The organism is Pantoea sp. UYEF8 (genome assembly GCF_040546285.1).
In the GTDB taxonomy this organism is placed as follows: domain Bacteria; phylum Pseudomonadota; class Gammaproteobacteria; order Enterobacterales; family Enterobacteriaceae; genus Pantoea; species Pantoea brenneri.
Window position 1 is genome coordinate 1 of sequence record NZ_JBEPNM010000025.1, and the last position, 24,495, is coordinate 24,495.

The following is a 24,495-nucleotide window of genomic DNA, read 5'->3' on the forward strand; positions in this document are numbered from 1 at the left end:
GGTCGCTGCCAGTCCTCAAAGATATTGCTGACGGTATACTGCAATGCGTTAGTTTCGCCCGCGGTTGCGCCAGTACTGGATACCTTGCCCTGGAAAATCAGGTCAGCAACGCGCACCTGCCCGTTGTCATCTATCGCGACAAGGAATATCTCTGCAGGCCGGCCTACGCATCTTTCATTGAGAGTTTTGGCAAAAAGGGACATATCCAGACCTGACAGCGTCATCTTCAGCTGAGAAGGGCTTGTCGTGTTCGTTTCGTTTACATCATCGATGGAACCCATTCGCCCCATGCCGTAGTAGACAAACCCGTTTATAACGATTGTTCCGGTGCCGGAATGCACGTATGCGGTTCCTGATTCGAACTGGATGTTAGCGGCCACAACCACCGTCACACGGTCACGCGAGAGCCAGTCAACCATTGAGTCTGAGAACGGTGAGTACATCATCAGAAAGCCTCCTCAAACTCGATGGTTGTTGATGAGATAAGGCCGGGTGCGCGCCGGATTTCGCCCTGTGAGTTGTCGACAAGCTTGAATATCCCCCACGGGTTTTGAACTTCCAGTGGGGAGTTTGCGGCAGGAGACGTTCGCAGCATCGGGGCAAACGAAATAACTGCTACGCCGGAAGCATTACTGGTCACGTCTGCTGTCACTTTTTTAAGCTCAGAGTTAACCGTGAAGTAATCCCCTGCGCGGAGTACTACCGTGTTTGCCTTCCAGCCACTAGTTGAAAGGGCCACTCCCGTTTGATCCGGGTCTGACACAACAGGAGTTCCTTCCGGAGCTCTTCCTGCCCGACCCCAGTCCCGTATCCTGACCCGACCATATTCACCATCCATCGCCGCCAGTACCGCCTCAATCCTGCGGGCCTGTGCTTCTTCAAGCACCGCGTACTCAACAGTGCACTTCCATCGTGAACCGGGGAAGCGAACTGTCTGTGATGCGCCGTTGAAGGGAGAGCGAAAGGTTTTAGTATTTGATTCGAGGTGCCAGTTAAGCGAGGAAGGATTGGGGCCGGGCCATTCCAGTACATCTGCCATTATTTACTCCTGTCTTATACGCCCAGCAGTCGACGGCCCTGCCCTCTGTTCTGGAAGTCCTGCAGCATGTCCTGTCGGGCCTGTTTCGCACCATCAGTAGCACCTCTTCGCGCAGCTTCTTCCATTGCCTGCTTCAGTGCTGCATCGCCATTACCATTCACCTGGATAGTCTGGTGAATAACCGTGTTACCAGCACTCTTGGCATCAGCCTGGCCGCCATTTACCATCCTTACACCCAGTGAACCGTCTGATGAACGCGTTAACGGCATAATTGCTTCAGGCCCTGCCTCTCCAAACACACCTGCCCCCTTAGCGAAGGCAAAGAATTTCGGTGAGTCATACACGCCACCGCTATAAGCGCTCAGGGATGGAGAATCGTATACGCCCCCCTTCGCGTTAAGCTTGAGGTTGCTGTATTCCCCACTGGAGAAGGCATTGCTTGATGATGCGGAAGAAGCCGCTGCTGCTCCGGACGAAGCTGCAGCAGCGCCACCAAACATTCCTCCCGCCATCCCGGCAAAGCTTGTGCCGATCCCAATAAGCGACTGGCGAATGGCAATGCGCGCAATGTCTGAAAGTACTGAGTTTGCGAAGTCAGAAAAGGAAGCCTTGCCGGTGGTGGCAAACTTAACAAGCGCGTCTTCCATGTTCCCGAAAGCATTACTGAACAACTGCTGAGACATCGCAGAAACGTTCGCAGCGCTATCCTGATACTCCTTCCATGCGCGAGTCGCGCCAGCGGTAAAAGAGCCGCGGGCTTCGTTCATGCGCTGGATATGGGTGTCGTAGTTGCTCAGTTCCGTTTGCAGTGCCTGCTGCTGCAACTGGATTTCCTGATCAATCTCTTCGCGGGCAATATCACTCGTAGCCGAAGCCCGGCTCTGTCGAAGCTGTGTGATTTTGTCGTTGTAGGACTGCTCTAGGGAAAGTCGCTGCGTGTACTGCTGCTGCTCGTTCTGACTCAGGCCGCCGCCAGCGAAGAGCTCATCTGTGGAGTACTGGCTCTGCCGGTTTGTGATGGTGCGTGTGATGTCCGCTCGCGCCTTATCCAGCGCCAGCAGCTTCTCTCGCGTTTCAATCTGACGTTCAAGCGCCGCATTCTGCTGCAGCTGCGAGGTGATGAGGTCAGCACTCGCAAGCAGCGATTTCTGGTCAGCTGTGAGCGTCTGCTTGCTCTTGATGTCTGAGAGCTGCTGCTCCCACTTAATAAGCGCCTGCTGCTGCGTGCCAATCTTCTCGCCGGTGTCAGCCTGGCTCATCAGCACCTGCTGCTGCTGGCGTAGCTGGTCGAGCATCCGCGAGCCGGCATCTTCCGTGTAAGCCTTCCCTTTTGGCTGCTGAGGGTCCTTATACATGTCGTTTATGCGAGAAAGATTATTGGCATACTGCTCTTGGGTTATTGCCCCAGCCTTAAGAAAGTCATTCTGCCGCTGTATTGCCTTGATACGGCGCTGGGTGTTTGTCAGGTATTGCTGGTTAACACGATCTGCTTCCTGCTGCGTCTTGATGGCTTTATCTTGAACAGCCTGGCCTGCGCTAACTGCGCCGTTCATGTCGTTTTGCAGATTAATGACGTTCTGCAGGATATTTGCTTCACCCGCCGCGCTGGAGTCTGATGAGTTATTTACTCCATAGGTGTTCCAGAATCCGTTGCCCAAGCCACTGGCTTGCTGCTCAGCAGCATTCTTGGCGGCGTCCAGCCTTTCCTGCAGCGTTGCCTCCCGGCCAACATTCAGCATTTTATCCCATGCCGATTTTGCCGCAGCGCCCAATGAATTCCATGCGGTTTCGACAAACCCCAAGTTGGCCTGGATGTCATTGGCACGACGGTTCATTGTTTCCGCATAGGTATCTGTCGCCAGGCGGGCGGCTTCCTGCTGGTTCCCTTCATCTTGAAGGGCTTTTATCTGGTTATAAACCGCCAGAGAGAGAAAGTGATACTGGTCGTTTAGCTTTGCCAGTGAATCGAGCGGGCTGCCGGCTATTCTGTCGAAATCAGAAACAAGCTGGTCAACTGATTGCCCGGTAGCTTTGCTCATGTTAATGACAGCGGTAGAAACAACCTCCAGAGAGTCTCCTGCAACCTTCCCGCTAGAAACCACCTGATTTAATACAGATGCAGCAAAGCCACGAGTGCTTTTCGTGCTCTTGGCAATCTCATCCGCCATATCTGAAAGCTGGCCGGCAGTTTTACCTGCAGTATTTCCGGTAAGAACAAGTGTTTTATAGAACTCTTCTTGCTCTTGTGACCCTTGATAGTAGGCAACAGCTAATGTTCCAGCCGCCGCCGCCGCAACAGTGAATGGGTTTACAAGCCCTAAGACATAGCTCCCTAGTGCTCTAGCTGCCGGCCCAATGCCGCCAAACATGTCTTTAAGTTGCCCACCCTGCTGTAGCAGCACAGTTAACGGTGCCTGACCAGATGCTAGGCTGACCACGATATCGGTCATCTGAGCTGGAACCATCCTCATGCTTGCCGCCAACTGCTTGGAAGACATTGCGGCCTTGCCGGCATCAGAAGAATAAGCGTTTAATCCATTACGGGTCTGCTCGATCTTCTTCGAATACTCATTGAATGTCTCGGTGTCTAGAAACCCTTTGGCTTGGAATTTGGCAAGCTGCCGCTGCTGATCATCAAGTCGGTTTAAGGCGGCGTTGACCGGGTCAATTCTATCGAGCAGGTCGGATAGTGATTTCGCCTCCTGATCCGTCGCCCTGGCTGTCTTGCCAGCGCTATCTGCTGCCTTCTGCCCGGCTTGAGTCATCTTCGCCAGTGCACCGGCGAGTCCTTCTGCGTTGCGTTGCGCACCTGTGCTGTCGATGACGATCGCAAGGCGTGATTGTTGTTCGGCCATGTTTTCTCCGGGCATAAAAAAACCCCGCCGAAGCGAGGTCTTGTGCTGTTTTTTTATCTTATCGGGATGATGTAAGCATTAGCTTGTCATCTGAGTTCCAAGCGCTAACCCTCAGTGAGCTAACAGAATTGGAGCTTTCTAAGTTCACCTCGGCACTACTATTTTGAGCGCTTTTTAATTTGAAAGTTGCCACACGCCTTCCATCGACAAATGCGCTACTCACTTCCGTCTTATAGAACACTTCACCATCAATATTGAGCGATGCATCACTGCCAGACATGTTGAGCTTGGCATGACGCCATTTGCCACTACCTAACTGATCGCCCGCCACAATGTCGCACTCTGTCGATACGTTGCCATTAACGCAGGTGAACTTAGCTGATTCTTGTTGTGGCTTAGGAGCTTCTACAGCATTAGCCTGAGGTTCGCTTGAGTTATCGCAGCCAGACAACAAAAGAGCAGCTACTGCCAGAATTATTACCTTCTTCACGTCCCTATCCCCCTGAGGTTTTATGGGATAAATCCTAAAGCCTATCTTATGCAATTGGAAGCAAAAAACCCGCCGGAGCGGGTTGGGTTTTAACGGTCTAAGTTCAACTTAGGGCGTTAGCCAAGGGTGTAAGTTCAACTTACACCCTTTTAATCAAGCCACATCAGCACCATGAATAAGGTGGCGTAGCGCCTTCACACCCTCGGTGTTGTAGCGGAACGCTTCGACCTGTTTGTCAGAATGGCGTGATTTATCCAGAAAGAACTTGCCGTACTTGTCTGTCTTTAAGTTGTTCGCATTAGCGACTCGACCAATCTTTTGCGCACTTACACCAAGATCCGCTCCAATTTCGCCCGCAGTCTGGTAATGCTCTTCAAGCACAGGAAGCGGTATTGCGTTGAAACCAACTATAGGGTTAATGATGCTGGCTGCAGCAGTCTGTCTAGCCTCCGCTGCAAGGTTTGGCATTAGGTCGAAAAGATTGGTCACTGCGTCGACGGTCATCTTTAACGTTCTGGCCTGCCGATACTCAACCAATCCGCTGGCTGACTTACCTCTGGTCAGGTGTGCTTCCTGCATTGACTCCAGCTTATCGACGAGGGAACGACGCACTGCCTTAGACTCGCGCGCCGCAACTCTTAGCGCCTGCTTTATCCCCATGTTAATGATGTCAATATCAGCACCATTCTTACGACCTACACTTTTTGTGTAGGTCTCCCCTTCAAGCTCATCTTCGATTTTTTCAATAAGCTTGTTATTCCTGATCGCCGGTTCGCCGCATTTCTTCCGCGCATCGTTAACCATAGTAAGCAGAGACTGGCTATCGATGGTTTTCTCCGTGACAACAGATCCCGCCACTGCTAAAGTAACTTCAGTCATTTAGAAATCCTTCATTGCTTAGTTGGGTTTTGACAGTAAGCCGCCAGCTGCACACTGGCGGTTTTTCTTTTTGCGCCGTCCTTTGCGCCCTTCAGTGAATCTCCTTACTACCGTTCAGCAGCGTCAGCATTGGTTCTGCAGAACGCACTACAAATTTCGTGCGGTCCAGATTCTTCGATTCACGCAGCAGAGCATCGCGTGACTTCTCAATCATGTAGCGCGTCTCATGCGCCATGTCGTACATCGTCCCGCTGAAGCTTGATCCGATCTCTTTCATTGCCGGATAAAGCGCCTTGCTCATACGCTGGCTTTTCTCCATCCACACCTGCATGTAACAAAGATTGATGATCTCTTCGTCGGAGAACTGCTTGGCTAAAGGTGAGTGAGCAACTTCACGATCGAGGATGTCGAGCACCCAGTGGCGGAACTCTTTTGCAACCGGTGTACGAGCAAACATTGCCAGCAAATGAGCACCACGAAGAGAGAACACGCGAACCTTCATTCGTCGCGAAGTACCGTTGATTCCATTGGTCATCGATTCAATGACCATTGTCATTCCCGGAGAAAACTCATCGCTGTACTGGTTAAACAGGTTGGTTACTGACTTTGTGCTGTTGTAATGAAGAGCTTTAGCGACATCAGCAGAAGTCAGCCAAATACCATTAATGTCTGATACTGGCGTCAGGTTGACACCGTGGAAGTTCATATCTGTTTTAGCTATAATGTTCATGTTGGTTTTCTCGCAAAGGTTAACCGGCAAATTAGAGGCCCTGACTGTTAGCGCAGTTGGGGCTTCGCTGTCTTTACTGACCATTTACTCTTTCCTCTCGCAGGCTCTTAGCCAGGCGCTGCACGATTGCCGAATTAATCGAAATGCCATCCATCTCTGCCATGCGGCGGATCTCTTCCTTCATGCGTTCCGGTAGGCGCAGATTGAAAACTTCATTTTTACGCCCGGTATAAAGTACATCTTGCATAACAACCTCCATCGTTGGGATTAACTTGCCATCATTGATACTAATTTAACACCATTGCGTATGGTGTCAAGTACACCCCATAATAAATAAAACGCGTTAGAGGTGTATGTAATGTCGAAATACCCGAGCCAGATGCAGGACAAATTCAACCTTCGGTTCCCCGATGGCATGCGTGACGCCATAGCCGAAAGGGCTAAGGCCAATGGGCGATCAATGAATTCGGAAATAATTCAGATATTGCAAGACGCTTTGTCTGAAGAGCATCCCTGGCCTGAGGTTTTCCCAGAAGGCGTATCCAAGCCAAGTGACTTCGATAAGATGGTCAGGCTGGTTAATGAAAAAACTGAGGATTTTAAAAACAATCTTTTGGCTGAAATCTTAGAGTACGCAGCCTTTCACCCCGATCAGCCGCCTGTAGAGGCAAAGCAAATGCGGCAAGAATTGAAAAACAAAAAGCCCACCTGAGTGGGCCAATCATAAGCACTGATCATCTATCAGGATTCCGCTGATTTACTTTAGAGGATATGTTGAGTACTCAGCCCGTCCATGTTTGGGGCATGGACGCACACAGCAATGAGGGATGGCTGATTACCTCTGGGAAAGGAAATTAGATGAATACGCCGGACAAAGTAATTCATGGCTTAAATGTGTCATCAAACGCTACTGACCTAAACAGCCTTGCGGCTGATGTTACCGCTTTGAAAGTCGCATTTGGGCTTTTGTTCCAGAAGCTAGACGACTCAAGCAGGCAGGGCCTAATTAAAAGTTTGAAGCAGACAAACACGGACGCCCTAACCGACCTTGCCAACCAGTTAGAGCAATTCCGCGTTTAGCTCTGTATTTTGAATTCAGCGGCATGAATTGCTGCCGCTTTTATTGCATCGCCCCTGATAAGGGATTCATTAATAAATACTTGCCCATTTTCAACGGTAAAGTCACCACGAACCAAGGCTTTCACCGCTATCTCAAGTGCTTCTACACGCTGCTCTAAGTTCATATTACTCTCCGGTTTATGTCGTTTTTGCCTGCTTTCTTTCCCACTCCGCCCGGTCCGCATCGTCCAGAGCAAAGATAGCCGCCTCGAACTCATCACGGTCAATCTGTAACGGCTTGCAGGCGAGATAGGTGTTGATGTCTTCCAGGTCTATCGGCAGTGGGGTTGCCGCCATTCCTGCGTACTTCCTGCCTCTGGTGATAACTGCGTAGGCGGCGAGTATCTCGCTACACACACCGTCAATTTCAGGCTCCGGGATGGGAGGTAGTTTTAAGCGCTCGCGCCGCCAGCGGTTCTTTTCGCCTTGCTCTCCGCCGAACTGCCGGAGCCAGCTCTGGCTTTCGAGGACTTTCCCACCGTTCCCTGAGTCTGCGCCTCTTTACCCGCGGCAATATCAGATGCCGTGCTTAGCACAGCCCAGTACAGCTCAGGATGCTGTAGGAGCAGCGCCTTGCCCTTCTCTGCTGAGTATTCGATGGCGGTCTCTTTGCCCGCTTCGTCAGCTTCGCCAACCCCCTCCCAGTCCAGCAGGAGATGTTTGGCTACCGAATCAATCAGCAGGTCGTCTGAGATGTCGCTCACGTCGATGTCTGCTGGGTTGAACTCGGCAGTGCCTACCTTGAATCGTTCGTCGAGCTTGCTGATATGCCTGCGCACCATAGCATTGTGAGAGCGGAAAGCCGGGTTGCTGATAGAGCCAACCTTCAGCTTCAGGCCTTCCATCGGCTCAATCCAGCGCTCGGCATTGGCGTCGAATTTTGGTGTTTTCAGAATGAGCATGTTCTTCTCTGTAAGCAGCCCGCCACTATGGACGGGCGATTAGATTAAGATGCGGTAACGGTGATGGCCGTGTTGCCAGTGAAAGAGCGGGCCTTACCAGTGATGGTTGCTGCCCCCTCCTTCTTCCGCGTTACCTGCGCCGTTTTCTGGCCGGTTGATGTGACGGTAGCTACTGATGGGTCTGATGATTCCCATACAACCGTATCTGTTGATCCTGCTGGCGTAAGGGTTGCAGTCAGAGTCACAGTCGAACCTACAGCGCCTGTAGACGTGGCCGGAGCGACACTCAGAGCAGTAGCAGCTACTACAGCTGAGCGTGTGATGGTCGGCGGCGTGTCGGCTGCGGTGATGTTCAGCTGAACCTGCACGATGTCAGTGTTGCCACCGTCAGGCCAGTCGCCGTCTACCTGCACCGCCGGGAAGTCAAAGACGTACTTGCCTTCGTCATTCTCAAGCGTGAATCCGAACTGCATGGTTTCGCCTGACAGCGTCTTCTTCCAGGCGGTATAGGCATCTTTCGACCATGACAGCGTGACGCTACCGGACGGAGTAAATGTTGTCGGAATATTGGCGCCGGCGAACGGGTTGCCACTGCCGATGCAGCGCTGCGTCTGCAGGTTGTTGTCGAACTGGATGTTAAAGGTATCGACACAGAAGCCATCGCCACCGGTTACGCCATTGAGCGAAATCGCCGTAACCTGCTTGAAGGTGTAGCGAAGGTCGCCAGCACCATCCACCGGGTTGGAAAAGTAGCTGGTGTCATCTGCTTTTGTATCAAAGCCAAGGCCTGCAAACGTCACAGTCGCTGTAATGTCGCCATCGTTGGGGATCGTCAACTGGAAGGTGCCAACCTGGCAACCGCGGGCGATTGAGGCAACGCCAATATCTTCAGCGTACGAGGCTACAGAGAACGCGATGCGGTCGTTGCCCATGTTGAGTACGTTATTGGCCCACTCCGAACCGAAACAGGACGCGAGGAAGTCGTCATGCTGGCCCCAGCGGAACTTAGCGCCGACGTCCCCGCCTACGTCTACAGTTCCCGTACTTCTTCCTTGGGCCATCCGTGAACCGCCAATTTCATCGTTGTCGATCATGTTCTGCGACGGGCCAACACCGAAGCTGCTGCGCTTCAGCAGGTTCCATGTGCCTGTCGCGGGCGTGGTGCCAGGGGTTGTTTCGCGAATATACGCGGTTACTACTTTTGCTCCAGACGACATTTTCGTCTCCTGTAGAAAATGGCGCTCAGAGCGCCCTGTAAGGGATTTGTATGTTCATTTGCGCCCAGCCATCTGTTTCACCTGCGCCCACTGCCGAGACGGCGAAATAATCAAGCCTCCCGTCAGTCTGGAACTCGAATAGCTCTCGCAGCTGGTCTGCTGTCTGCGTGATGAGCAGCGAGCCAGAGCCTGCAGGCACAAAGATTTGGATGACGGCAATGCCCGCGCGGTGAACAACTGGCCCTGCGCCGATTTCGTTTGCTGACGCCATGCCAGGGATATTTGTTAGCCGCGCCCAGATGGACTTTCCGGACGGATCAAAGGTCGGCCCGTTCGGATAGCTGACAGAATCCGAGGCAATAGCGGTCTGCGCCGTCATCCGGGTGATGATGGCGTTTCTGATTTCTGTGAGGGTCATTTGTAGGCCTGAGTTACACCGTGGAAAGCGTTAGCGTAAACACCTGTGGGTGCCTGTTTAGAGTGCCCATTCTCAAGGCGCTCGCTGTAAGGTAGGTTCGACTGAATATAAATCACCGAATACGGCTTACCCTGAGCAATGACAGCTGAACCCTGCTGGATTGTCTTCGTACCAACTTTGTCCGGAGCGGCTGGTTCCGAGTAGTCCGGTGAGCCGATGCTGACAATGTGAGAGGCTCGAAATGAGCCGCCGGTATATCCTTTCGGTGCCGGGCTCATCCAGAGGTCGGGATTCCCTACTGGCGACCGCTGAACAATCTCAGTCAGCAACGCCATTGAGATGATGCGCAGCTTCTTGCCTACCTCTTCCTCGACCAGCCCAGCGAACAGCGAAGGGTCGTTATCCCATCCCTTAGCCATCACTTCCTCCTTAGCTGCATCCGATAGGTTGCAACAGCCGGATCAGGGTTAAGATTTACGACGCGATACGTTTGCGGCAGGCCAGTAACGAGGTCTGGCGCCGTGATGGTGTGGCTCTCGCTGGGCTTATCGGTGACTTCGTTAGCCAGAGCGGTGAGCCGCAGATCGCCGTGCAGAATATTAACCCCATCAATTCGGCTAAGCTCATAACGGGACATCACGCCGCGGCCGGAATAGCTTCGAGTTGTTTCGCCGCCAGTCTCTGTTACCGGGTCCCAGCCAGCCTGAACCGTGTAGCTGCCTGTGAATTCCTGCACTGCGTCCGCAAGGTCAGTATCGAACGCCTCAGCAATCTCAGCCTGTAGCTCGTCTCGAATACCCATTATTCGACTCCATCTAAGAACTCAACCGCCACTACTCCGCGCAATGTCCTCGTTCTGACATCACCATTTGCCTTTACTTCAATGGGGTGCGGGGCATATACAACTATCCCTTTGACGGTATCGGCGTATGTCACCCACTGAACCTCTTCACCATCCAAAGTAACCTTTCTGCGCCCCTTCCCATCACCAACAAAATGAACGTGGCTATATCTACCCATCATCGATACACCCTGAAAGCGAGAGGATTGGAGCGCCACTGGCCCAGCAATGCCAGCGCGAGTTGGACATCAGCAGGAAGTAGCTGGGTTGATGTCGCCTGCCCCGATGCGTAGGTCTTGGATACCTTAACGCCGTCAGCATCTACCGTCTTGCTCGTCAGAGAGCCAGATTCAGTCTGCTGCTTATACAGCGTGCCTTCGGAAGCTGATTTAGCCAGGTAAGCTCCTGCGGTTATGACATCAACAGGTATCGCGTCAAGGTCAATGCCTTGCAGGTTCAGGCTGGTCATATAGGCGTTAGCCTGAAGCACAGCAGAAGCCTTTTTGTCAGCCGTCGTCCATTCGGTGCCAAGCACCCCGTCAACGTCTTCAACTGTCACGTAGGTTGTCATCTTGACTCCAGAATTAAGGGGCCGAAGCCCCTTGCGTTATTGATCAGCAGAATTAAGCAATTCGAGCAACTCTGCTTTCGTCGCGCTGGCCTTGTACTCAATGCCCTTGGCGTCAAGTTGCTCTTTGATTTGAGCAACGGTCATATCTTCGCTTCCATCAGAAAAGACACGCGCAGAGTCAGCTCCATTACCACCACCGCCAGCGGTGACAGGCACTGCAACATCGACATTTTTGATGCCATAGTCAGCGCCAGACTTTGTCGGATCGTAAATGGTTTCAGCACCTAATGCAGTTGTTGACTCGTCTGCATATGGGCGTTCACTCGGATAGGTATACTGGTAATCCGGCTGCACCAGATTTTTTGGTAAGGTCATTTTTCCCCCTTAGAGGTTGGTGATCAGGAAGCGGAATGGCACCTGAGCCTGGTCGAGTGTAAGCTCCCAGTTCTCAGCTTTTTGCAGGTCACCCCATGATGCAGAAAGAGCTTGGCGCTCAGTACCGCCAGTGAGCGTACTTTCCGGCGCAACAAAGCTGAAGCCCTGCGGGTGGATCAGCATATTGCGGCGGGTCCAGAGCACGCGGTCACCCTGGCCGTTTGAGGTGGCAGCGGTGCGCTCAACCTCAAGATCGTCATTACCGGGCACTTGGCCGTAACTGAATGCACCGGCTCCCGCCAGTAGGGTGACGTATTTCGCATTCGCGCCAGTGCCAATTTTTGTCCCCAGTTCCGACTCGATCAGCGCGCGGCCGTTATATACCCTAATAGGCGGGATGTTTGACTGAACGGTCACCAGCTCAGCTTGGTTCTCCTTACGGATTTTCGCAGCAATAGCAGGGTGAACAATCATTACCCCGTTACCACGATAGCCCGGTGCCAGCGCCGCCTCTCCATCGACAAACGTATCGAAGCTAAAACCACTGGCTGCTGTAGCTGTTGCCGCACTCACGTCAACGGTAAGCTTTTTACCGTTAGCTTGGTCATAGTTGCGTAGTCCTGCCAGCGTCGCACGCGCCCGGTTCTCTGCCGCGTTTAGCCACATCTGGTTAATCTTGCCACCAATAAGCTGGAGCGCGTTAACCTGCGTGAGATAGCGAGCCAGCGAAGCCTCGCGGAACCCTTCGTTCAGGAATGCCATCCGGCCCATCATCGAACCGCCTTCGATTTCTCGCGGCATAGCGATGTCGGTGTAAATGGTGTTGCCATAGTTCGGCTCAAGGTTGCTGTCGATACCGCCGACATAAGGCACTTCAAACGTTCGAGAGCCGGAGGCGACTAAAGTACCCAGCCGCGAATCGGCAACAAAAGCACGAGACTGCACAAATGGCGACGGTACGAGTGGATCGTTGTCGATATACGACAACAGTACAGGGCGATTAAAGATTTCAAGTAAGGTAGGCATTATTGCTCCTGATATTTGTTAAATTTGCCTTCTCTGACAGCCTGGGTATATCCGGCGGGGTCTTTTTCAGCCCACTCGGCACGCTCCTGCTCTGTCATTTCGGTGTGTTTTTTGGTAGCCCTGCCACCACCTTTAGGCGCGGCCCCGCCGCCACCTGCCTGACTGCCGCGCACGAGGGATGCGTAACGCGGTGAGGTTTCGAACTCTCGTTGGAGATCTGCCAATGCGCTTACCGTCAGATTCCCTGACTCGTCAGTAATGCGTACCTGCCCTTCTGCCACCTTCAGGCGGCGGGCAATAAACTCGGTGAGGATTTCGGCGTTAGCGCCGTCTGCAATCGCTGTGGCGACGCGAGTAGCTGCGAGGTTGATGTCGCGCTGCTCAATGGAACGGCGAAGATCTACGAGGCTGCTACGCTCGCGCTCAAGCTCGGCCTGCGAGCTCTGGAAAAGCTGCTGATAGTTACCTTCTGCAGCGAGGCGCTCCTGCTCTTTGCGCTGAATTTCTTCTTCAGCCTGTCGGCGACGCTCCTGCTCGGCTTTCTTCTCCGCCAGAAGCTCGTCACGCTGGCGCTTGAGTCCGCTGACGTCTTCATGCGGGATGCCATCAACCTGAAGCTGATAGGCCTCACCCTGCTGCACATACAGCGCCTGTTTGGCTTCATCGAGCTGAGCGAATTCCTCAGCGGTAAGCTGATACTTCAGAGTCATACATTCTCCTGAATGGATGTGTGCTGGCCCGGCCAGCGTTAGATGTGATTATTCAAGGCCAGCAAGCTCGAAGGCATGCGGCTCTAAATCTTTGAGTTGGTCGAGGGTGTACTGCCTGCCGTTGTCATCAGTGAAGCGATCAATGGTCAGCTCGCCTTTCCTGAACAGCTTGTAACGCGATGGCCCGAGCACCTCTTTCTGGAAGGATGCCGGTTGCCTTGCCAGCCATTCGCCATAAGTCGTTTTGCTGCTGACCTGCTCGACGCCATCAGGGCCGACCGCTGGCCGTGTAGAGCCGGGTATATCCCGACGATACTCAGCCTTAAGCACGGGAACCTCTGACGTGCGGCAGCCCCAGTGAAACGGTGGCGAGATAGCATCAATCGGCACCACCTTGCCATCCAGTGACCGGCAAAGCGGCGTTGTCCGGCCGTCCAGCGTGGCTACACGCTTCTTTCCCTCAAGGATGTCATCGTTCGACTTCATCGTTTCGGAGCGCGCGGATGAGGCGACGTGATTGGTCATCGTTCTAACCAGTGAGCCGACCTGCTCCTCATGCGACACGCCCAGCGAGGTTAAGCGCCGCACTATCTCCTTGTGCGTCTCCCCAAGCGAGGAGCCGATTGCAATCTCGCTGAGGATATCGGCCGTCTTCTTGCTGCCGAACTGTGCCAGAGCGCCGGTGATGTCAATAACCTGCCTGCCCTTTCCTACTGCTAGCTCCAGCGGGTTAGCCAGTACAGATGCAGCTATCATCTCTGCCGATGGCTCTGCGAGCCGTACAGAAGCTTTGACGATCTGCCCGAGTAGCTTGCTGTTAAAGGTGAATTCGTACTTAGCGAACTCGCCTAAGTCGAGCTTTTGCTGCTTCGACATCTCGCCGTAGATAGCGCTCAGATCGCTCCTGAGCGTTTCAATCTGCCGGTTATAGCGGGCGGTTGCATATTGACTCATTCCCTCGTTAACGGCTTCCTTGGCGCGCCTGATAGCCTTGCGGACAAACTTGGCCGCCTTGTCAGTCAGGCCACCACCGAAGCGCTGAACGTACACCTGATGGCGCGTGGCGGCGTCTGTCGTGTAACCGTCTGCGCTCATGCTTATTCCTCAGCAACTGGTTCAGGACTATCAGTGACAGCGTCGCCTTCAATAGCAGGCTCTTCAGCGCGCTCCGCATCAATATCGTCGTCGTTACGGTCGGCCTCAAGCCAGCCCGTCTGGCGAAACTTGGTGCGCACGTCACTCTTCGCGATGATGCCCTGCTGCCAGCTCTGGATAAGCGCCAGAACATCCTGCGAGGTGAGAGAAGCGTCGAAGAATTCCTGATTCAGCCAGAAAACAGTGTTGGTCATATCAGCTTTGCCGCTCATGTAGAGCTGAGCATCCAGAATGGCCCGCTTAAGCGCCTCGCTGACGTTACCGGCAATCGTACCCAGCACACTGTTATCGCTGCTGTATCTGATGCGTGCTGCTTCTGCTGTCTCGTTCTGCCCTGACTGCTGCACGATGCGCGCACCAATCATCAGCATCTGATTCTCTTTCTCCTGCATCAGCTTCAGTGCGAGCTGGCTCTCGTTGGCCTGCAGCATTAATGCCTGACCGGCACGGCCGAGTGAATAGCCGCGGGTAGAGCCAATCTGAATCCCGCCAGGGTTCCATGCTTCGAAATCAGCCTGCTCAATGTCAGTCGTGAAGAACAGCGTCGGCTGACTGCTGATAAAGCCTGACTCTTCGACCGTGGCGCTGTTGCCGTAATGAAGCACGTTAACCTCAGCCAGGTCTTCGAGTGGCGCCTTATCAATGCGAGCGTCATTACTCTCAGCGCCGAAGAAGTAGAACGGTATATGATCGAACGTCTTGCCACCGAAGTCAGTCGGATGGACGTCGAGTTGAGGCGCTTCGTACGGGTCTCCCTCATGCCACATACGGTGGCGATACACACCATCTTCCAGCGTCAGCGCCCGGAACTGTTTTCTCACGTCAAAGCTGAACTCATCGCCCTCGGCCTTGTTATAGCACTCTGCGAACACGACCAGCGTCAGCTTGCGCACACCGTTAATCACGTCTTCTCGCCAGTTGATGATGCTCAGGGCTTCGTAGAGGTGAATGTGAGCAAAGCGCCCAGCTGACTGCGCTCGCGTAGGCCGAGAGCCTTCTGGCGCGTCACTGGTCGGGTAATCCACGAAGAAACCACCGCGCCCCGTGTCGAGGTCTTCGCCTACAGCCTCTTTGGAAAGCTGCTCCAGGCTGGTGCCGTCACCGCTGGCGTTCTCGATGAGATAAGCCACTGAATCCGGCAAATCGACTTCAGCGGTTTTGCGGAACACTGCGCCAATCAGCCCCTGACGTGTGCGGCCTGTGATATTGAGGAACATAGCGCGCTTCAGCAGTGCTTCATAGCGAGCCTTGTTCTCGTCGCTGTCGTTTGTCGGGTCAGGCATTGGCAGATAGAGAATGCCCTGGTCTTTAATCGCCCTGCTGCCGGCCACGCAGTCTTTGACAAGCTGCCATGACTTTGCGGCATCGCTGTATTCTGCTCTTGCGTATGAAAAGTTAGCCATAGTCGCTTATCGTCTGAAGGTAACAGGGGCCGCTTTAAGGACGCTGCGTTTCTTCTGCGTCACGGCGAAATAACGGAAGCTGTCAGCCCCGTGTGATGTGTGGTCATGCAGTGGCTTGTCTTTCCAGCATCCGCGCTTGCCGTCCCACTCTTTGCGGTAGCCTTCCAGCGCGATGATGCCTTCAGCGCACTTATGCTCGTCAAAGGCGCACTTCGGCAGGATTTCACGCACCTGCTCGATACCGTCATCAACGCCGAGCTTTGGCACGACCTGAAAGGTGATGCTGTACTTTACGCCGTCAATCTCGTATCCCTCGCGGGCCAGTTCGCGTCGTGATTTCGCATCAGAGCCAAACTCTCGGTTATCGATGTCGTGCGGCCCCCAGTGAGCGGCATATTCATAGCCTTTATCTTTCAGCACTTTCATATAGTGCCGGAGGCCTTCACCTGAGTTTTCGTAGTAGTCGATGACGTGATATTCCTCGCCAACGATGCGTACGAACCAGATAGCTGTGGAGTCGCCTACGCCGATATCCCAGAAGGTGTGAACCGGCAGGTGCGAGTTATCAGGGAGTGTGCCGATCCGCTTCTGCTCGTAAAGCTTGCGGAACTGCTTAGCGTAGTAAGCACCCTCGACTGACTGCTGAAACGCCTCTGCTGGTATCGACGGATACTCGCGCTTCATGTCGTCGCCGAGAGTCTTCTCTTTGGCGTAATACCATGCTCTCTGGCGCTCGTCCGTTACCACCCCATGCTTCGCCTCAATGTCAGCGAAATAATCGCTCAGGCGTTGCGGTATCGGCTCTACGGGGTCGATTGCATACAGGGGATTCTTCCACCATGAGAAGAAGAAAAACTTCCAGTCAAGGCTGCTTAGTTGCTTGCCCTGAAGCTGAGCCTTTTCAGCAGACTGACAGTAATCGAAGAAGTAGCCAGCCCGTCCCTCTGCAGTGCTTTCAATCGTCGTGAAACAGTCGCCTGATACAGCCTCAAAGGCGCCGGTGACAATCTCACGCGCTTTATCCGGGAACTTGGCGCATATCTTCCCAAACTCGGAAACGTGCAGATAGCGCAGCGTACCGCCACGGAAAGACGTGCTGATATACAGCGAGCCGCCTTTCTTAAATACCAGCTCACCCGCTGCATCATTGCTCGCAGGGTTGGCAGCTTTGATTTCATCAGGGAGTCGGTCATAGGCGTATTTTATCTTCTCGCGGAAAAGGCGCTTGGCGTCGTTCAGGGTATGGGCTATCAGTGCGCACTTGGCAGCCTCAAACAGAGCCGCGTCGAGCTGGATGATACAAACCTCAGTGGTAAATCCGAGCTGACGAGCTTTCAGAATCAGATTGCGGGTATGCATGCCCTCGAAGTATTCGAGCTGCTCCGGCGTCATCTGGAAACGTACTGGCTTGCCTTCTTTGTTGGTGATCCAGTAGAGGTGATTCAGTCGCCAGAGCTTATCTCGCAGAAGCTTGAGATGTTCTGGCTTCATGCTTACCCCTTCGACAGATCATCCATCAGGTCAGATAGTTTCTTGGTTGCGTCGTCGCCGACAGGGCCGTCAATGTCATATGCCTGTCGCTCAAGCCCGACTAGCGTTTTGAGTGTGTCTGAAAGGTCTTTCATTGATTTAACCCTCCCGGGCAGGCTGGTAGCCTTCTGGTAGATTTCATTAAGCCTGTCCCTGCCTGTCTTCTCGTCTGGGTCAAACATCAGATCGCCAAGCCTCCTCAGCGCATCGACGTCAGCACACTGCGCATCCAGCTCATCGAATAGAGAATTAGCAAGGCTTCTGGCCCGCCTTATGTCTCCGCGATGTTCCATACGGACGGTGGCAATTACCTCTGCATTTGCCTCGATAAGTTGCCGCTCTGAAACCGCCTTTTCGCTGGAAACCTGTCTGGAAACCTCTCTTTTGGAAACCAGAGATTCAGCTTTGGCTTTTATCTTCGCCTTTAAATCTCGCTCCCAGCATTCCTTCTTGGCGCGCTTATTGATGGCAGTGTGGGTCACGCCATGCTGTGAAGCTATTTCCCTCACGGACAACAAGCCAGCACGGTAAGCCGACTCGATGGCCTCCCAATCTGGTGTTGCCATAGGTTTCCCTTTCTTATTTCGCAATTTCTCAATTGACGATTTCGTCAGTAACTATTTGATATTTGGATATTTGATGATTTACATCCACTCTATTTTTTAGAGATTCATTCACTTGATAGAGGTTATAAATGTCATCATCAATGTCGTTCTGCATCATGCTCCTGAGTGTGGCTGGGATAATTATCCCCTTTACTGCGTCATCAGATTCCGCCGGATCTCCGTTAGCACAATGCGGCGATATAGATTTAGAGGAGCAGCACACCAAGCGAATTAAAACGAACCGGTTTTGGCAAGTAGTTGGTTCTGCATTGGCTTTACTGGGAATCATCCTGCAATGGTGGCTGCCAATTGCTAATCAGCCATAGCGGATTATTTTTCAACTCCGCGTAAGACCGGATTCGCGACGCTTCACAGCGTGGCTAACCGTATCAGAGGAGGAAGAGATGGTCATGGCAGCCATCAGCAGGCGCTCTGGTTAGAAAGCGCCTTGGGATGGTCACAGGTCTGGCCTTTCGTCTCGCGGCATGGTCATTCGTCCGTTTTCATCCCTTCCACCAATGTCAACAAGCATGTCTCCAAACTCATGAATAAGGGCGTTCATATACATGATACCCCTGCGGTTAATAGCGGGTGTTTTTCCACCACTAAATACCGATCGCGGATCCGGATCAGTGTTTGGATGAAGCATTTTGATATAGAACTTTGCCCGCCAGGTCGGAAGCCGTCTATCCACCAGATAGCCGTCGAGAAGGGCCGCAAGGAAATGGCGATCTACTTCAATATCGCCGGTTTCATAGCGGTACACCGCCCGTCTGTTGGTTGCCATCAGATGAAGCACATATGCCTCAGCCACCTGCATTGCAAAGAATTCGTGAGAGCTAACCTGAATGTCCATTACTCAAGCCCCGGCACGTTTATTTGCAGCCTGGCATAAGCTTCTTGCCGATTATTAACCAAGTGGCGCTTCCTTCCGCCTACGCCCCAGTAATTCATCGTCCGCGCACAATCGCTAACTATTGCTGATTCTTCCCGCAGAATATGGTCAGCCATGTTTGCTTCCGTCATATAGCTGGCCATGGTGACCATTTCTCCCGAAAAGAACTTATCAAGCACTGTGTACACACCCACCTTGAATGCCGGGTCGATATACCCTGCATACTCATAGGCAAGAAAGCGAGTAACATACGTCCCACCAGTGCGTCCTTTGATGATTTTAAATGGTGTAGATTCTCCACCTTTTACTAACTCGTTGATAAATGAGCGCGTGACCGGGCTTCTTAAAAAGTCTGTCGGGCGAAGGTTATCGACGCTCTTTCCGGCCGCTTTTGCCGCCTTCCATATATCCGTAATGGAAATGAGTTTTTCATCATCGATTCGTACCGGTGTGTTGAACAATGCCAGTTCTTTCATATGGTAGTTACCTTATAGAAACGAGCCTTGTTGCCCAGAAACGCCAGCGCATAGAGACGGCTACCGGCCTAAACCGACGTTCCTCCAAGGCTTGTTTCTGTAAGACTCTATGCTTTCGAAAACGCCGGGCATGGCGCGGTTTACTGCGGACATAAAAAAGCCCCGCATAAGCGAGGCTGATAGTGCTCTGTTGCTGTCAGTGATTCTTCTTGTGGGTTGTCACGACTTCCCGCAGATTCTGTCCCACAATTCGTTATGGATGTTGATCGCCCTCACCGTCCTGATATCCATCAGGTCAGCGTCTTTGCCGTGGGTTCGGATTGGACTGAACAGCGTGCAGCTGGAGTCGGTGACGATGTACTCAGTCGTCGGTGTGGTATTTCGAGTTCCGCAGCCGGTCACGAGCAGCGGGATCATCAAGAGAAGCATTTTCCTGCTGAACATCTTTCGCCACCTTAATGTGCGTTGACTCAATATCGGTTCGGGCTTCAGCCTGGCGCTTAATACGCTCCGCTTCCGCTACATCGGCTTTAGCCTGCGTTTCGGTCTTTGCGACCTTCTTCCCGCTGAGGTAGGTAGCGATGATGGCTGCAATCAGCGCCACGACACCGCCGATAATAGTTTCAATGCTCATCATGCTTATTCTCCGGTGGCTTCTGTAATGTCATCCGGGAATAAACGCCGATGACCATGACCACGATGGCGGCAATGCGCATCCAGCTGGAGGGGATTTCCGCTTTCCATTCCGGGGGAAGTTCAAACCAGATGGTTGGCAGCATGCCGAGAGCGATGATGGCCTTCGTTGAATGCCAGCGCCACCAGTTGCGCCAGTCGCTTACCAGCTTCATATCAGCCCCTTGTAGATGTCGTAAGTTCCTGTGCGCATTACATCAGCATGACGGCGGGCGCGGGCAGGTGTCTGGCGGGCCCATCGGCTGTTAAGCATTTCGTTTGCAGCACTCAGGAAGTCGCCATTCGAAATAAAAATGAGCGTCTTACGGAAATCTGCCAGACCTTCTGTGCCAAGCTGAAAGGCCATCGACGTGAGAATATCCTCGCGCGCCGGATTGCATTGCTTCAGGGCTGCGGCAATTGCACTGTTTCGCTTCATCTCCGCCTGCTTGCTGGCGACAATCACCTGCTTCCAGACATCGCCTACCGCTCGCGGAACCGTGAAGGTGTAATTTGCCAGGCTGGAACCTTTCGGGCCAATCTTTATGCCACCGGCAACCGTGGGATAGCCGAGCGTGTCGAGATAGGGCGACTCCACATAGCCCTCCTCAAAATTAAGTATCTGGATTATCTGGCTCACTGGATCCTTACCCCCGTCAACCTTTCCCAAAAGTAAGTCAGAGCGACAGAACCCATCGTCCCACTGACACCTGCGGCAAAAAGCATGTAATAAATATCCAGGCCGCCCGCCATGCTGAGAAAGCCACTCAGCAGGCCGCAAAATCCAGAGACAACAATCTGAGCAACCGCTGCTGCCCAACTCCATGAAGCGCGACTTTGCTTTATGTCGATGAGGTAGCGAACGAGTCCGCCCCAGCAAGCGACGCCGAGTAATATCAGCCATGACAACCCGGCAAGGTTAGGGTCTTTGTCAGGCATTCTTTTCATTTCCACCCCCACTCAAGGGGACTCGCTTTTTAGGACTTGATGAAATGGTGAACTGAGCGAGCCCGGTTAAACTTCTCAATGTCACCTGAGAAACCCCCGCGCTATATCCCTTCTTTCAAATCATCAGCTGTGTGAAAAATGCGCCCTCTGCCACAGGTCGCTAAACCGAAGTGTGCAGTGATTGGCAGGGGCGAAAAAAGAAAAGGCCCGCCGAAGCGAGCCTTTGTGAATTTTTTACTAAATTTAATGGTTTAGCATTTTTTGCACAAAGGCAAAAATCATGACTGCTAACTTTCACCCGTCAATCCTTGAAAGTTGACAGAGTGAAACTTGAATCTTTACCCGCTTACTGTTGCTTCCCCTTCGGTACGCGGGATTTTTTTTTAGGCGCCTCGACGCAAATCTCGGTAACTGCCCGCCTGGTCAGCCAGGGAGGTTATATGGCGGGAAGGCGTGGAATCGAACCACGATAAGTTGGTTAACAGCCAACCGTAATGGCCTTTATACGACCTACCCGGATATTGCAGGCAATAAAAAAGCCCCGCCGACTGGTGAGGTCGCGAGGCTCTTTGGCATCCACATTTATGCAACTGACCAGTAAAGCTGCGATCTGTTCGCTTCACTTCCCGATCATGCCGTTAATGTGCCAGGTCGCATGCCCTTTGTCTTTGGCAATTCGTGCTATTTTGTATAATCACGCAGCGATTTTAGGAATCTCCTTCTCCATTTCTCGCTTAATTGCGTAAAACATTTCTCCTTCAAGGATATCCATCGCCCATTCCATTCTGTTGCGGGCCTCTTTCGGTGAGATGTTGCAGTAATAAATCAGGGATGAGCCGATATTTTGCACGCTCTTGCGCTTGCAGTATCGTAATCTGGCTACGTTCCGAAGCGGGTTATCCCTTCCGAATGTCTTTATCATGACTGATTCAACAAAGGCGGCATCATCTGATTCTTTGGCGAGAGCGATGATGTTTGCCGTTGATGACTGAGGAATAAGCAGGTCACGCGCCTTGCGGAACAGCTCTTCACCGCGCAGCCCCTCACAATGCAGCTGTGACACGATTTTCTCTATCTGCTTGCCCTTCTGCTCACTCCATTCGCATCGCATCATCAGGCGCCCAATAACGTTCACTTCTGCGCGGTCGTAATCTTCTCCGCCGAGGTGATCGCCCCATACGCCCAGCAGATGCCTGACCCATGCCTGCTGTGATTTGTTAATGGTCTTCCAGCCATTGCCGAATAACCGGCGCATGTCCGCTGCTGTTTTGACACCTGACAGTCTGACGATTTGCTGATAGTCACGCTCAATGCGCATGCTTCACCCCCATCATTTTCGCCGTGTTCCTGAGTATTTGGTAATCGACTGCGAAGCCGCCGCGCCTTTTGTAGATGCGGAGTTTCTGCCACTTCTCTCTGAGGTATTCGGTCATGCTGCACGCTCCATAGACTGCTCGTAGGTCAGGTAAAGCCCCCAGAAGCTGACCAGCATCTTTGCCTTCACAACCATCTTCTCTTCGTTGCACCACCGACTGAACCATGCAACCGCCAGGGCGAGTTCCTGCTCAACCTGATGCGGACCATCCAGGTGAATCGGAAATATGAAGTCGTCGAAAACAGCCGCTGTTGAAATGGGATAATGAATTTCGGTCATGCTGCCCTCTCTATCGCTGCCTTTAGCGAATTCAGAACCATGTCTGTCATTACGCCTTTTCCATTGACTGCCACATGGGCTTTTATTTCAGCCATAGCAGCTTTAAGGATTCCCACGCTCACGGTTATAGGCTTCTGGTTTTCACGACTTGCTGAGCACAATCTTTTATATGAATCGTTCATGCCGCCTCTCTTTGCTTATTCAGTTCACGCAGAGCCGCCCTGTAACGCGCACGAATGCCGTCCAGTTCTTCACGGGTGTATCGGTGAGGTTCGTTGTTTGATTCGAGCGCTAAGACGCGCTGAAGGCCGATTTTGGTGATGAGGTTGATGCGGTATTGCTGCTGATTGCCGGATAGCTGAACGTTACAGCGATGGCATTGTTTTGAAATATTGTCTTCGTGATACCTTAGATGTGATGCCTTGCCTCTTGACCGGTAATGCCCCGCTTCCCACTGAACCGTAGCCCACGTCCCGCAACTGATGCATGGAAGGTATTTATCCCTCTCTCTGATGTAGTCGTTTACTACGCGCTGAGTCAGGTCTTCCCAGTGCTTTAATGGCTTGGCTTCAGCTTTGCGGTTGCGCCAGGCTAATCGCTCAGCCTTCTCTCGCTTTTGCGCTTCAGCTTGCTTGCCGAAAATAATTGAGCACTGGATGCCACAGACTTTCTGGAGAGAACTTCGAGGGGTATATTCGGTAGAGCAGATGGGGCATGTGCGCGGCTTAGGCTGTTTGCCTTTAGCCATGATGCCCCCTATCGAACTGGTGAAGCCATGAGCGGAGGTTATTCAGCACTATTTCACTCTTCACTCCAGCATATTTTTTCTTAGCGTGGATGCAGCGTGCGTAAGTTATGATGCCAAAAATCCAGAAAGTCAGCGGCCACGTTAATGCAATGCAAATTGCCAGCAAGCTGATCGGCAGCTTATACCAGGCATCTCTCAATTCGAGGTCAGGTATTTCGAGCAGAACGTCTTTTATCCCACTACAGATATTCATTCTCACCATCGCCTGTGAAAGACAGTCGATAAAATTGAATCTGTACCCAGCCGCTACAGCCCACGTCGGCCGGTCGCAAAAGTGTTTAAAGGTCACCATCATTCACCTCTCCGCACATCAGGTAATTGGGGTCCTGCATCAGGCTTATTTCGCAGCTTGTGCAGCAGTACACCACTGACTCTGGCAGAGCCGCAGAACAGAAAGCGCACACAGAAGCAGATTGCACGCCATCGCCAGTAGGCAGATTTGATTGGCTGATGCATTTCGGCCTGTTCGAACCGGTAATCTGTTTCACAGTTTTCACATGATGCTCCATACCAGTACTTGTCTTCTGAGGTGAGTGTTATGTGACAGCGGCAGCAGCGATCACGCATTGGATTGATCCTCATCCAGCCAGAGAAGAAACAGGAGGCAGCAGATTGCGTGTGCCAGGTGTGGCAGTCCGCTTTCGCTATCGTCTTTCTCTCCATTCCACCACGCGGTGACGTGTCGGATAGTCGCATCGAAATATCTCGTTCTGGCATCAGGAACTGTCTTCCAGTTGTCCGGCGCGTACTTCTTGGCTCCGAATTCCAGCACGTCGATAACCGACCTGATCGCATTCATAGGCACCAGGCTGAACCGCCACTTACCGGCGTCATGCTTAGTTGTCATCTTCAGCTCCACATTGGGTTTTTATACTGACGGCTCGGCTTTGGCTCTTCCCGAAACGTAGGCAGCAGCGCGCTGACCAGCCAGAGGCGCGGGTCGGTTGCGAGTGTCTTCTGAGTTTTGATGTTGCGAGAGGCGTAGCGGGAAAGGAGTTCGTTAGCGGTTTCAGTATCTACTGGCTCATGGCAAAACCATGTCATTCGCATGAGCACCTCTCACTTTCGATAACAGGTTGTCGAGCATCGCCATGTTGTAGCTGATGCCAAATCCAATGCTGAATGCGCCCATCCGATACTGGTAGTCATGGTCCGAAATGCCTAACCGCTGACGCTT

Annotated in this window: 35 protein-coding genes and 1 tRNA gene; 1 reads left to right on the top strand and 35 read right to left on the bottom strand. The window is 52.6% G+C overall.

The window, feature by feature from the left end; all coding sequences use genetic code 11:
- From ABIB18_RS22940 to ABIB18_RS22970, 7 genes are all read right to left on the bottom strand, one after another.
- A partial coding sequence (locus tag ABIB18_RS22940) for a hypothetical protein (protein WP_354475865.1) occupies nucleotides 1-446 on the bottom strand: 446 nt, incomplete at its 3' end.
- The gene (locus tag ABIB18_RS22945; RefSeq protein WP_354475867.1) at nucleotides 446-1,039 is read right to left on the bottom strand and encodes a hypothetical protein; all 594 of its coding nucleotides are present in this window, start codon (nucleotides 1,037-1,039) and stop codon (nucleotides 446-448) included. The genes ABIB18_RS22945 and ABIB18_RS22940, both read right to left, overlap by 1 nt.
- A 14-nt stretch (nucleotides 1,040-1,053) precedes the next feature.
- The gene (locus ABIB18_RS22950; protein ID WP_354475869.1) at nucleotides 1,054-3,894 is read right to left on the bottom strand and encodes a phage tail tape measure protein; all 2,841 of its coding nucleotides are present in this window, start codon (nucleotides 3,892-3,894) and stop codon (nucleotides 1,054-1,056) included.
- Between the two features lie 58 nt (nucleotides 3,895-3,952).
- Complete coding sequence (locus ABIB18_RS22955; protein WP_354475871.1) at nucleotides 3,953-4,384, bottom strand: membrane lipoprotein lipid attachment site-containing protein; 432 nt, start codon at nucleotides 4,382-4,384, stop codon at nucleotides 3,953-3,955.
- Between the two features lie 153 nt (nucleotides 4,385-4,537).
- Nucleotides 4,538-5,263 (bottom strand): hypothetical protein, encoded by a 726-nt coding sequence (locus tag ABIB18_RS22960; protein WP_354475873.1) that lies wholly within the window; start codon nucleotides 5,261-5,263, stop codon nucleotides 4,538-4,540.
- Nucleotides 5,264-5,354: 91 nt separating this feature from the next.
- On the bottom strand, nucleotides 5,355-5,993 hold the full coding sequence (locus ABIB18_RS22965; protein ID WP_354475925.1) for a P22AR C-terminal domain-containing protein: 639 nt from the start codon (nucleotides 5,991-5,993) through the stop codon (nucleotides 5,355-5,357).
- Between the two features lie 73 nt (nucleotides 5,994-6,066).
- Entirely contained in the window at nucleotides 6,067-6,240 is a 174-nt protein-coding gene (locus ABIB18_RS22970) for an Arc family DNA-binding protein (RefSeq protein ID WP_354475875.1), read from the bottom strand.
- 111 nt (nucleotides 6,241-6,351) lie between these two features.
- On the opposite strand from ABIB18_RS22970, the gene ABIB18_RS22975 reads away from it, so the two are divergent.
- Entirely contained in the window at nucleotides 6,352-6,705 is a 354-nt protein-coding gene (locus ABIB18_RS22975) for an Arc family DNA-binding protein (RefSeq protein ID WP_354475877.1), read from the top strand.
- A gap of 364 nt (nucleotides 6,706-7,069) precedes the next feature.
- Here ABIB18_RS22975 and ABIB18_RS22980 read toward each other — a convergent pair whose 3' ends face one another.
- The 28 genes from ABIB18_RS22980 to ABIB18_RS23115 form a co-directional block, all read right to left on the bottom strand.
- Nucleotides 7,070-7,237: a hypothetical protein gene (locus ABIB18_RS22980; RefSeq protein WP_354475879.1), complete on the bottom strand. Its 168-nt coding sequence runs from the start codon at nucleotides 7,235-7,237 to the stop codon at nucleotides 7,070-7,072.
- Nucleotides 7,238-7,250: 13 nt separating this feature from the next.
- Entirely contained in the window at nucleotides 7,251-7,409 is a 159-nt protein-coding gene (locus tag ABIB18_RS22985) for a hypothetical protein (protein ID WP_354475881.1), read from the bottom strand.
- 95 nt (nucleotides 7,410-7,504) lie between these two features.
- Entirely contained in the window at nucleotides 7,505-8,014 is a 510-nt protein-coding gene (locus tag ABIB18_RS22990) for a phage-derived protein YdaY family protein (protein WP_354475883.1), read from the bottom strand.
- 44 nt (nucleotides 8,015-8,058) lie between these two features.
- On the bottom strand, nucleotides 8,059-9,231 hold the full coding sequence (locus ABIB18_RS22995; protein ID WP_354475885.1) for a phage tail tube protein: 1,173 nt from the start codon (nucleotides 9,229-9,231) through the stop codon (nucleotides 8,059-8,061).
- 25 nt (nucleotides 9,232-9,256) lie between these two features.
- Entirely contained in the window at nucleotides 9,257-9,649 is a 393-nt protein-coding gene (locus tag ABIB18_RS23000; protein ID WP_354475887.1) for a phage tail terminator-like protein, read from the bottom strand.
- The gene (locus tag ABIB18_RS23005; protein WP_354475889.1) at nucleotides 9,646-10,068 is read right to left on the bottom strand and encodes an HK97 gp10 family phage protein; all 423 of its coding nucleotides are present in this window, start codon (nucleotides 10,066-10,068) and stop codon (nucleotides 9,646-9,648) included. Before ABIB18_RS23005 ends, ABIB18_RS23000 begins: the two co-directional genes overlap by 4 nt.
- Nucleotides 10,068-10,451, bottom strand: a complete 384-nt coding sequence (locus ABIB18_RS23010; RefSeq protein ID WP_354475891.1) for a glutamate 5-kinase — start codon at nucleotides 10,449-10,451, stop codon at nucleotides 10,068-10,070. Before ABIB18_RS23010 ends, ABIB18_RS23005 begins: the two co-directional genes overlap by 1 nt.
- Before the next feature lie 217 nt (nucleotides 10,452-10,668).
- Nucleotides 10,669-11,061, bottom strand: coding sequence for a DnaT-like ssDNA-binding protein (locus ABIB18_RS23015; RefSeq protein ID WP_354475893.1), 393 nt, complete (start codon nucleotides 11,059-11,061; stop codon nucleotides 10,669-10,671).
- A 36-nt stretch (nucleotides 11,062-11,097) separates the two neighbouring features.
- A complete protein-coding gene (locus ABIB18_RS23020; protein WP_302425104.1) occupies nucleotides 11,098-11,436 on the bottom strand; it encodes a HeH/LEM domain-containing protein in 339 nt (112 codons plus the stop codon).
- A gap of 9 nt (nucleotides 11,437-11,445) precedes the next feature.
- Nucleotides 11,446-12,462 carry a hypothetical protein gene (locus ABIB18_RS23025; protein ID WP_354475895.1) on the bottom strand — a complete coding sequence of 339 codons (1,017 nt, stop codon included), beginning with the start codon at nucleotides 12,460-12,462 and terminating at the stop codon, nucleotides 11,446-11,448.
- The gene (locus ABIB18_RS23030; RefSeq protein WP_354475897.1) at nucleotides 12,462-13,172 is read right to left on the bottom strand and encodes a coiled-coil domain-containing protein; all 711 of its coding nucleotides are present in this window, start codon (nucleotides 13,170-13,172) and stop codon (nucleotides 12,462-12,464) included. The genes ABIB18_RS23025 and ABIB18_RS23030 overlap by 1 nt, the downstream gene beginning before the upstream one ends.
- A 48-nt stretch (nucleotides 13,173-13,220) precedes the next feature.
- Complete coding sequence (locus ABIB18_RS23035; RefSeq protein ID WP_354475899.1) at nucleotides 13,221-14,267, bottom strand: minor capsid protein; 1,047 nt, start codon at nucleotides 14,265-14,267, stop codon at nucleotides 13,221-13,223.
- A gap of 2 nt (nucleotides 14,268-14,269) precedes the next feature.
- Nucleotides 14,270-15,730, bottom strand: a complete 1,461-nt coding sequence (locus ABIB18_RS23040; protein WP_354475903.1) for a DUF4055 domain-containing protein — start codon at nucleotides 15,728-15,730, stop codon at nucleotides 14,270-14,272.
- Nucleotides 15,731-15,736: 6 nt separating this feature from the next.
- Nucleotides 15,737-17,221: a terminase gene (locus ABIB18_RS23045; RefSeq protein WP_354475905.1), complete on the bottom strand. Its 1,485-nt coding sequence runs from the start codon at nucleotides 17,219-17,221 to the stop codon at nucleotides 15,737-15,739.
- Nucleotides 17,222-17,223: 2 nt separating this feature from the next.
- A complete protein-coding gene (locus ABIB18_RS23050) occupies nucleotides 17,224-17,826 on the bottom strand; it encodes a hypothetical protein (RefSeq protein WP_354475907.1) in 603 nt (200 codons plus the stop codon).
- Between the two features lie 496 nt (nucleotides 17,827-18,322).
- Nucleotides 18,323-18,721, bottom strand: coding sequence for a hypothetical protein (locus tag ABIB18_RS23055; protein ID WP_354475909.1), 399 nt, complete (start codon nucleotides 18,719-18,721; stop codon nucleotides 18,323-18,325).
- Nucleotides 18,721-19,236 (bottom strand): KilA-N domain-containing protein, encoded by a 516-nt coding sequence (locus tag ABIB18_RS23060; protein WP_354475911.1) that lies wholly within the window; start codon nucleotides 19,234-19,236, stop codon nucleotides 18,721-18,723. The genes ABIB18_RS23055 and ABIB18_RS23060 overlap by 1 nt, the downstream gene beginning before the upstream one ends.
- A gap of 361 nt (nucleotides 19,237-19,597) precedes the next feature.
- The gene (locus ABIB18_RS23065; RefSeq protein WP_312055837.1) at nucleotides 19,598-19,873 is read right to left on the bottom strand and encodes a hypothetical protein; all 276 of its coding nucleotides are present in this window, start codon (nucleotides 19,871-19,873) and stop codon (nucleotides 19,598-19,600) included.
- Entirely contained in the window at nucleotides 19,860-20,084 is a 225-nt protein-coding gene (locus ABIB18_RS23070) for a DUF7940 domain-containing protein (protein WP_312055836.1), read from the bottom strand. The genes ABIB18_RS23065 and ABIB18_RS23070 overlap by 14 nt, the downstream gene beginning before the upstream one ends.
- The gene (locus ABIB18_RS23075) at nucleotides 20,081-20,548 is read right to left on the bottom strand and encodes a lysozyme family protein (RefSeq protein WP_312055835.1); all 468 of its coding nucleotides are present in this window, start codon (nucleotides 20,546-20,548) and stop codon (nucleotides 20,081-20,083) included. Before ABIB18_RS23075 ends, ABIB18_RS23070 begins: the two co-directional genes overlap by 4 nt.
- Nucleotides 20,545-20,856 carry a phage holin family protein gene (locus ABIB18_RS23080; RefSeq protein WP_237680781.1) on the bottom strand — a complete coding sequence of 104 codons (312 nt, stop codon included), beginning with the start codon at nucleotides 20,854-20,856 and terminating at the stop codon, nucleotides 20,545-20,547. Before ABIB18_RS23080 ends, ABIB18_RS23075 begins: the two co-directional genes overlap by 4 nt.
- A 441-nt stretch (nucleotides 20,857-21,297) precedes the next feature.
- Nucleotides 21,298-21,372, bottom strand: a tRNA-Asn gene (locus tag ABIB18_RS23085).
- A gap of 178 nt (nucleotides 21,373-21,550) precedes the next feature.
- Complete coding sequence (locus tag ABIB18_RS23090) at nucleotides 21,551-22,174, bottom strand: hypothetical protein (RefSeq protein WP_354475914.1); 624 nt, start codon at nucleotides 22,172-22,174, stop codon at nucleotides 21,551-21,553.
- Nucleotides 22,164-22,289 carry a YlcG family protein gene (locus ABIB18_RS23095; protein ID WP_354475916.1) on the bottom strand — a complete coding sequence of 42 codons (126 nt, stop codon included), beginning with the start codon at nucleotides 22,287-22,289 and terminating at the stop codon, nucleotides 22,164-22,166. Before ABIB18_RS23095 ends, ABIB18_RS23090 begins: the two co-directional genes overlap by 11 nt.
- Nucleotides 22,286-22,510 (bottom strand): protein ninY, encoded by a 225-nt coding sequence (locus tag ABIB18_RS23100; protein WP_354475918.1) that lies wholly within the window; start codon nucleotides 22,508-22,510, stop codon nucleotides 22,286-22,288. The genes ABIB18_RS23095 and ABIB18_RS23100 overlap by 4 nt, the downstream gene beginning before the upstream one ends.
- A gap of 178 nt (nucleotides 22,511-22,688) precedes the next feature.
- A complete protein-coding gene (locus ABIB18_RS23105) occupies nucleotides 22,689-23,258 on the bottom strand; it encodes a recombination protein NinG (protein ID WP_354475920.1) in 570 nt (189 codons plus the stop codon).
- Entirely contained in the window at nucleotides 23,251-23,613 is a 363-nt protein-coding gene (locus ABIB18_RS23110) for a hypothetical protein (RefSeq protein ID WP_354475922.1), read from the bottom strand. The genes ABIB18_RS23105 and ABIB18_RS23110 overlap by 8 nt, the downstream gene beginning before the upstream one ends.
- Nucleotides 23,614-23,877: 264 nt before the next feature.
- Nucleotides 23,878-24,165 (bottom strand): dATP/dGTP diphosphohydrolase domain-containing protein, encoded by a 288-nt coding sequence (locus ABIB18_RS23115; RefSeq protein WP_354475923.1) that lies wholly within the window; start codon nucleotides 24,163-24,165, stop codon nucleotides 23,878-23,880.
- Nucleotides 24,166-24,495: the final 330 nt, after the last annotated feature.

What these genes read in the sequence shown, in the direction of transcription:
- ABIB18_RS22945 (WP_354475867.1), bottom strand. Translation starts at nt 1,039, where the DNA reads ATGGCAGATGTACTGGAATGGCCCGGCCCCAATCCTTCCTCGCTTAAC.
- ABIB18_RS22950 (WP_354475869.1), bottom strand. Translation starts at nt 3,894, where the DNA reads ATGGCCGAACAACAATCACGCCTTGCGATCGTCATCGACAGCACAGGT.
- ABIB18_RS22960 (WP_354475873.1), bottom strand. Translation starts at nt 5,263, where the DNA reads ATGACTGAAGTTACTTTAGCAGTGGCGGGATCTGTTGTCACGGAGAAA.
- ABIB18_RS22965 (WP_354475925.1), bottom strand. Translation starts at nt 5,993, where the DNA reads ATGAACATTATAGCTAAAACAGATATGAACTTCCACGGTGTCAACCTG.
- ABIB18_RS22970 (WP_354475875.1), bottom strand. Translation starts at nt 6,240, where the DNA reads ATGCAAGATGTACTTTATACCGGGCGTAAAAATGAAGTTTTCAATCTG.
- ABIB18_RS22975 (WP_354475877.1), top strand. Translation starts at nt 6,352, where the DNA reads ATGTCGAAATACCCGAGCCAGATGCAGGACAAATTCAACCTTCGGTTC.
- ABIB18_RS22980 (WP_354475879.1), bottom strand. Translation starts at nt 7,237, where the DNA reads ATGAACTTAGAGCAGCGTGTAGAAGCACTTGAGATAGCGGTGAAAGCC.
- ABIB18_RS22985 (WP_354475881.1), bottom strand. Translation starts at nt 7,409, where the DNA reads ATGGCGGCAACCCCACTGCCGATAGACCTGGAAGACATCAACACCTAT.
- ABIB18_RS22990 (WP_354475883.1), bottom strand. Translation starts at nt 8,014, where the DNA reads ATGCTCATTCTGAAAACACCAAAATTCGACGCCAATGCCGAGCGCTGG.
- ABIB18_RS22995 (WP_354475885.1), bottom strand. Translation starts at nt 9,231, where the DNA reads ATGTCGTCTGGAGCAAAAGTAGTAACCGCGTATATTCGCGAAACAACC.
- ABIB18_RS23000 (WP_354475887.1), bottom strand. Translation starts at nt 9,649, where the DNA reads ATGACCCTCACAGAAATCAGAAACGCCATCATCACCCGGATGACGGCG.
- ABIB18_RS23005 (WP_354475889.1), bottom strand. Translation starts at nt 10,068, where the DNA reads ATGGCTAAGGGATGGGATAACGACCCTTCGCTGTTCGCTGGGCTGGTC.
- ABIB18_RS23010 (WP_354475891.1), bottom strand. Translation starts at nt 10,451, where the DNA reads ATGGGTATTCGAGACGAGCTACAGGCTGAGATTGCTGAGGCGTTCGAT.
- ABIB18_RS23015 (WP_354475893.1), bottom strand. Translation starts at nt 11,061, where the DNA reads ATGACAACCTACGTGACAGTTGAAGACGTTGACGGGGTGCTTGGCACC.
- ABIB18_RS23020 (WP_302425104.1), bottom strand. Translation starts at nt 11,436, where the DNA reads ATGACCTTACCAAAAAATCTGGTGCAGCCGGATTACCAGTATACCTAT.
- ABIB18_RS23025 (WP_354475895.1), bottom strand. Translation starts at nt 12,462, where the DNA reads ATGCCTACCTTACTTGAAATCTTTAATCGCCCTGTACTGTTGTCGTAT.
- ABIB18_RS23030 (WP_354475897.1), bottom strand. Translation starts at nt 13,172, where the DNA reads ATGACTCTGAAGTATCAGCTTACCGCTGAGGAATTCGCTCAGCTCGAT.
- ABIB18_RS23035 (WP_354475899.1), bottom strand. Translation starts at nt 14,267, where the DNA reads ATGAGCGCAGACGGTTACACGACAGACGCCGCCACGCGCCATCAGGTG.
- ABIB18_RS23040 (WP_354475903.1), bottom strand. Translation starts at nt 15,730, where the DNA reads ATGGCTAACTTTTCATACGCAAGAGCAGAATACAGCGATGCCGCAAAG.
- ABIB18_RS23045 (WP_354475905.1), bottom strand. Translation starts at nt 17,221, where the DNA reads ATGAAGCCAGAACATCTCAAGCTTCTGCGAGATAAGCTCTGGCGACTG.
- ABIB18_RS23050 (WP_354475907.1), bottom strand. Translation starts at nt 17,826, where the DNA reads ATGGCAACACCAGATTGGGAGGCCATCGAGTCGGCTTACCGTGCTGGC.
- ABIB18_RS23055 (WP_354475909.1), bottom strand. Translation starts at nt 18,721, where the DNA reads ATGGACATTCAGGTTAGCTCTCACGAATTCTTTGCAATGCAGGTGGCT.
- ABIB18_RS23060 (WP_354475911.1), bottom strand. Translation starts at nt 19,236, where the DNA reads ATGAAAGAACTGGCATTGTTCAACACACCGGTACGAATCGATGATGAA.
- ABIB18_RS23065 (WP_312055837.1), bottom strand. Translation starts at nt 19,873, where the DNA reads ATGATGAGCATTGAAACTATTATCGGCGGTGTCGTGGCGCTGATTGCA.
- ABIB18_RS23070 (WP_312055836.1), bottom strand. Translation starts at nt 20,084, where the DNA reads ATGAAGCTGGTAAGCGACTGGCGCAACTGGTGGCGCTGGCATTCAACG.
- ABIB18_RS23080 (WP_237680781.1), bottom strand. Translation starts at nt 20,856, where the DNA reads ATGAAAAGAATGCCTGACAAAGACCCTAACCTTGCCGGGTTGTCATGG.
- ABIB18_RS23090 (WP_354475914.1), bottom strand. Translation starts at nt 22,174, where the DNA reads ATGCGCATTGAGCGTGACTATCAGCAAATCGTCAGACTGTCAGGTGTC.
- ABIB18_RS23095 (WP_354475916.1), bottom strand. Translation starts at nt 22,289, where the DNA reads ATGACCGAATACCTCAGAGAGAAGTGGCAGAAACTCCGCATCTACAAA.
- ABIB18_RS23100 (WP_354475918.1), bottom strand. Translation starts at nt 22,510, where the DNA reads ATGACCGAAATTCATTATCCCATTTCAACAGCGGCTGTTTTCGACGAC.
- ABIB18_RS23105 (WP_354475920.1), bottom strand. Translation starts at nt 23,258, where the DNA reads ATGGCTAAAGGCAAACAGCCTAAGCCGCGCACATGCCCCATCTGCTCT.
- ABIB18_RS23110 (WP_354475922.1), bottom strand. Translation starts at nt 23,613, where the DNA reads ATGATGGTGACCTTTAAACACTTTTGCGACCGGCCGACGTGGGCTGTA.
- ABIB18_RS23115 (WP_354475923.1), bottom strand. Translation starts at nt 24,165, where the DNA reads ATGACAACTAAGCATGACGCCGGTAAGTGGCGGTTCAGCCTGGTGCCT.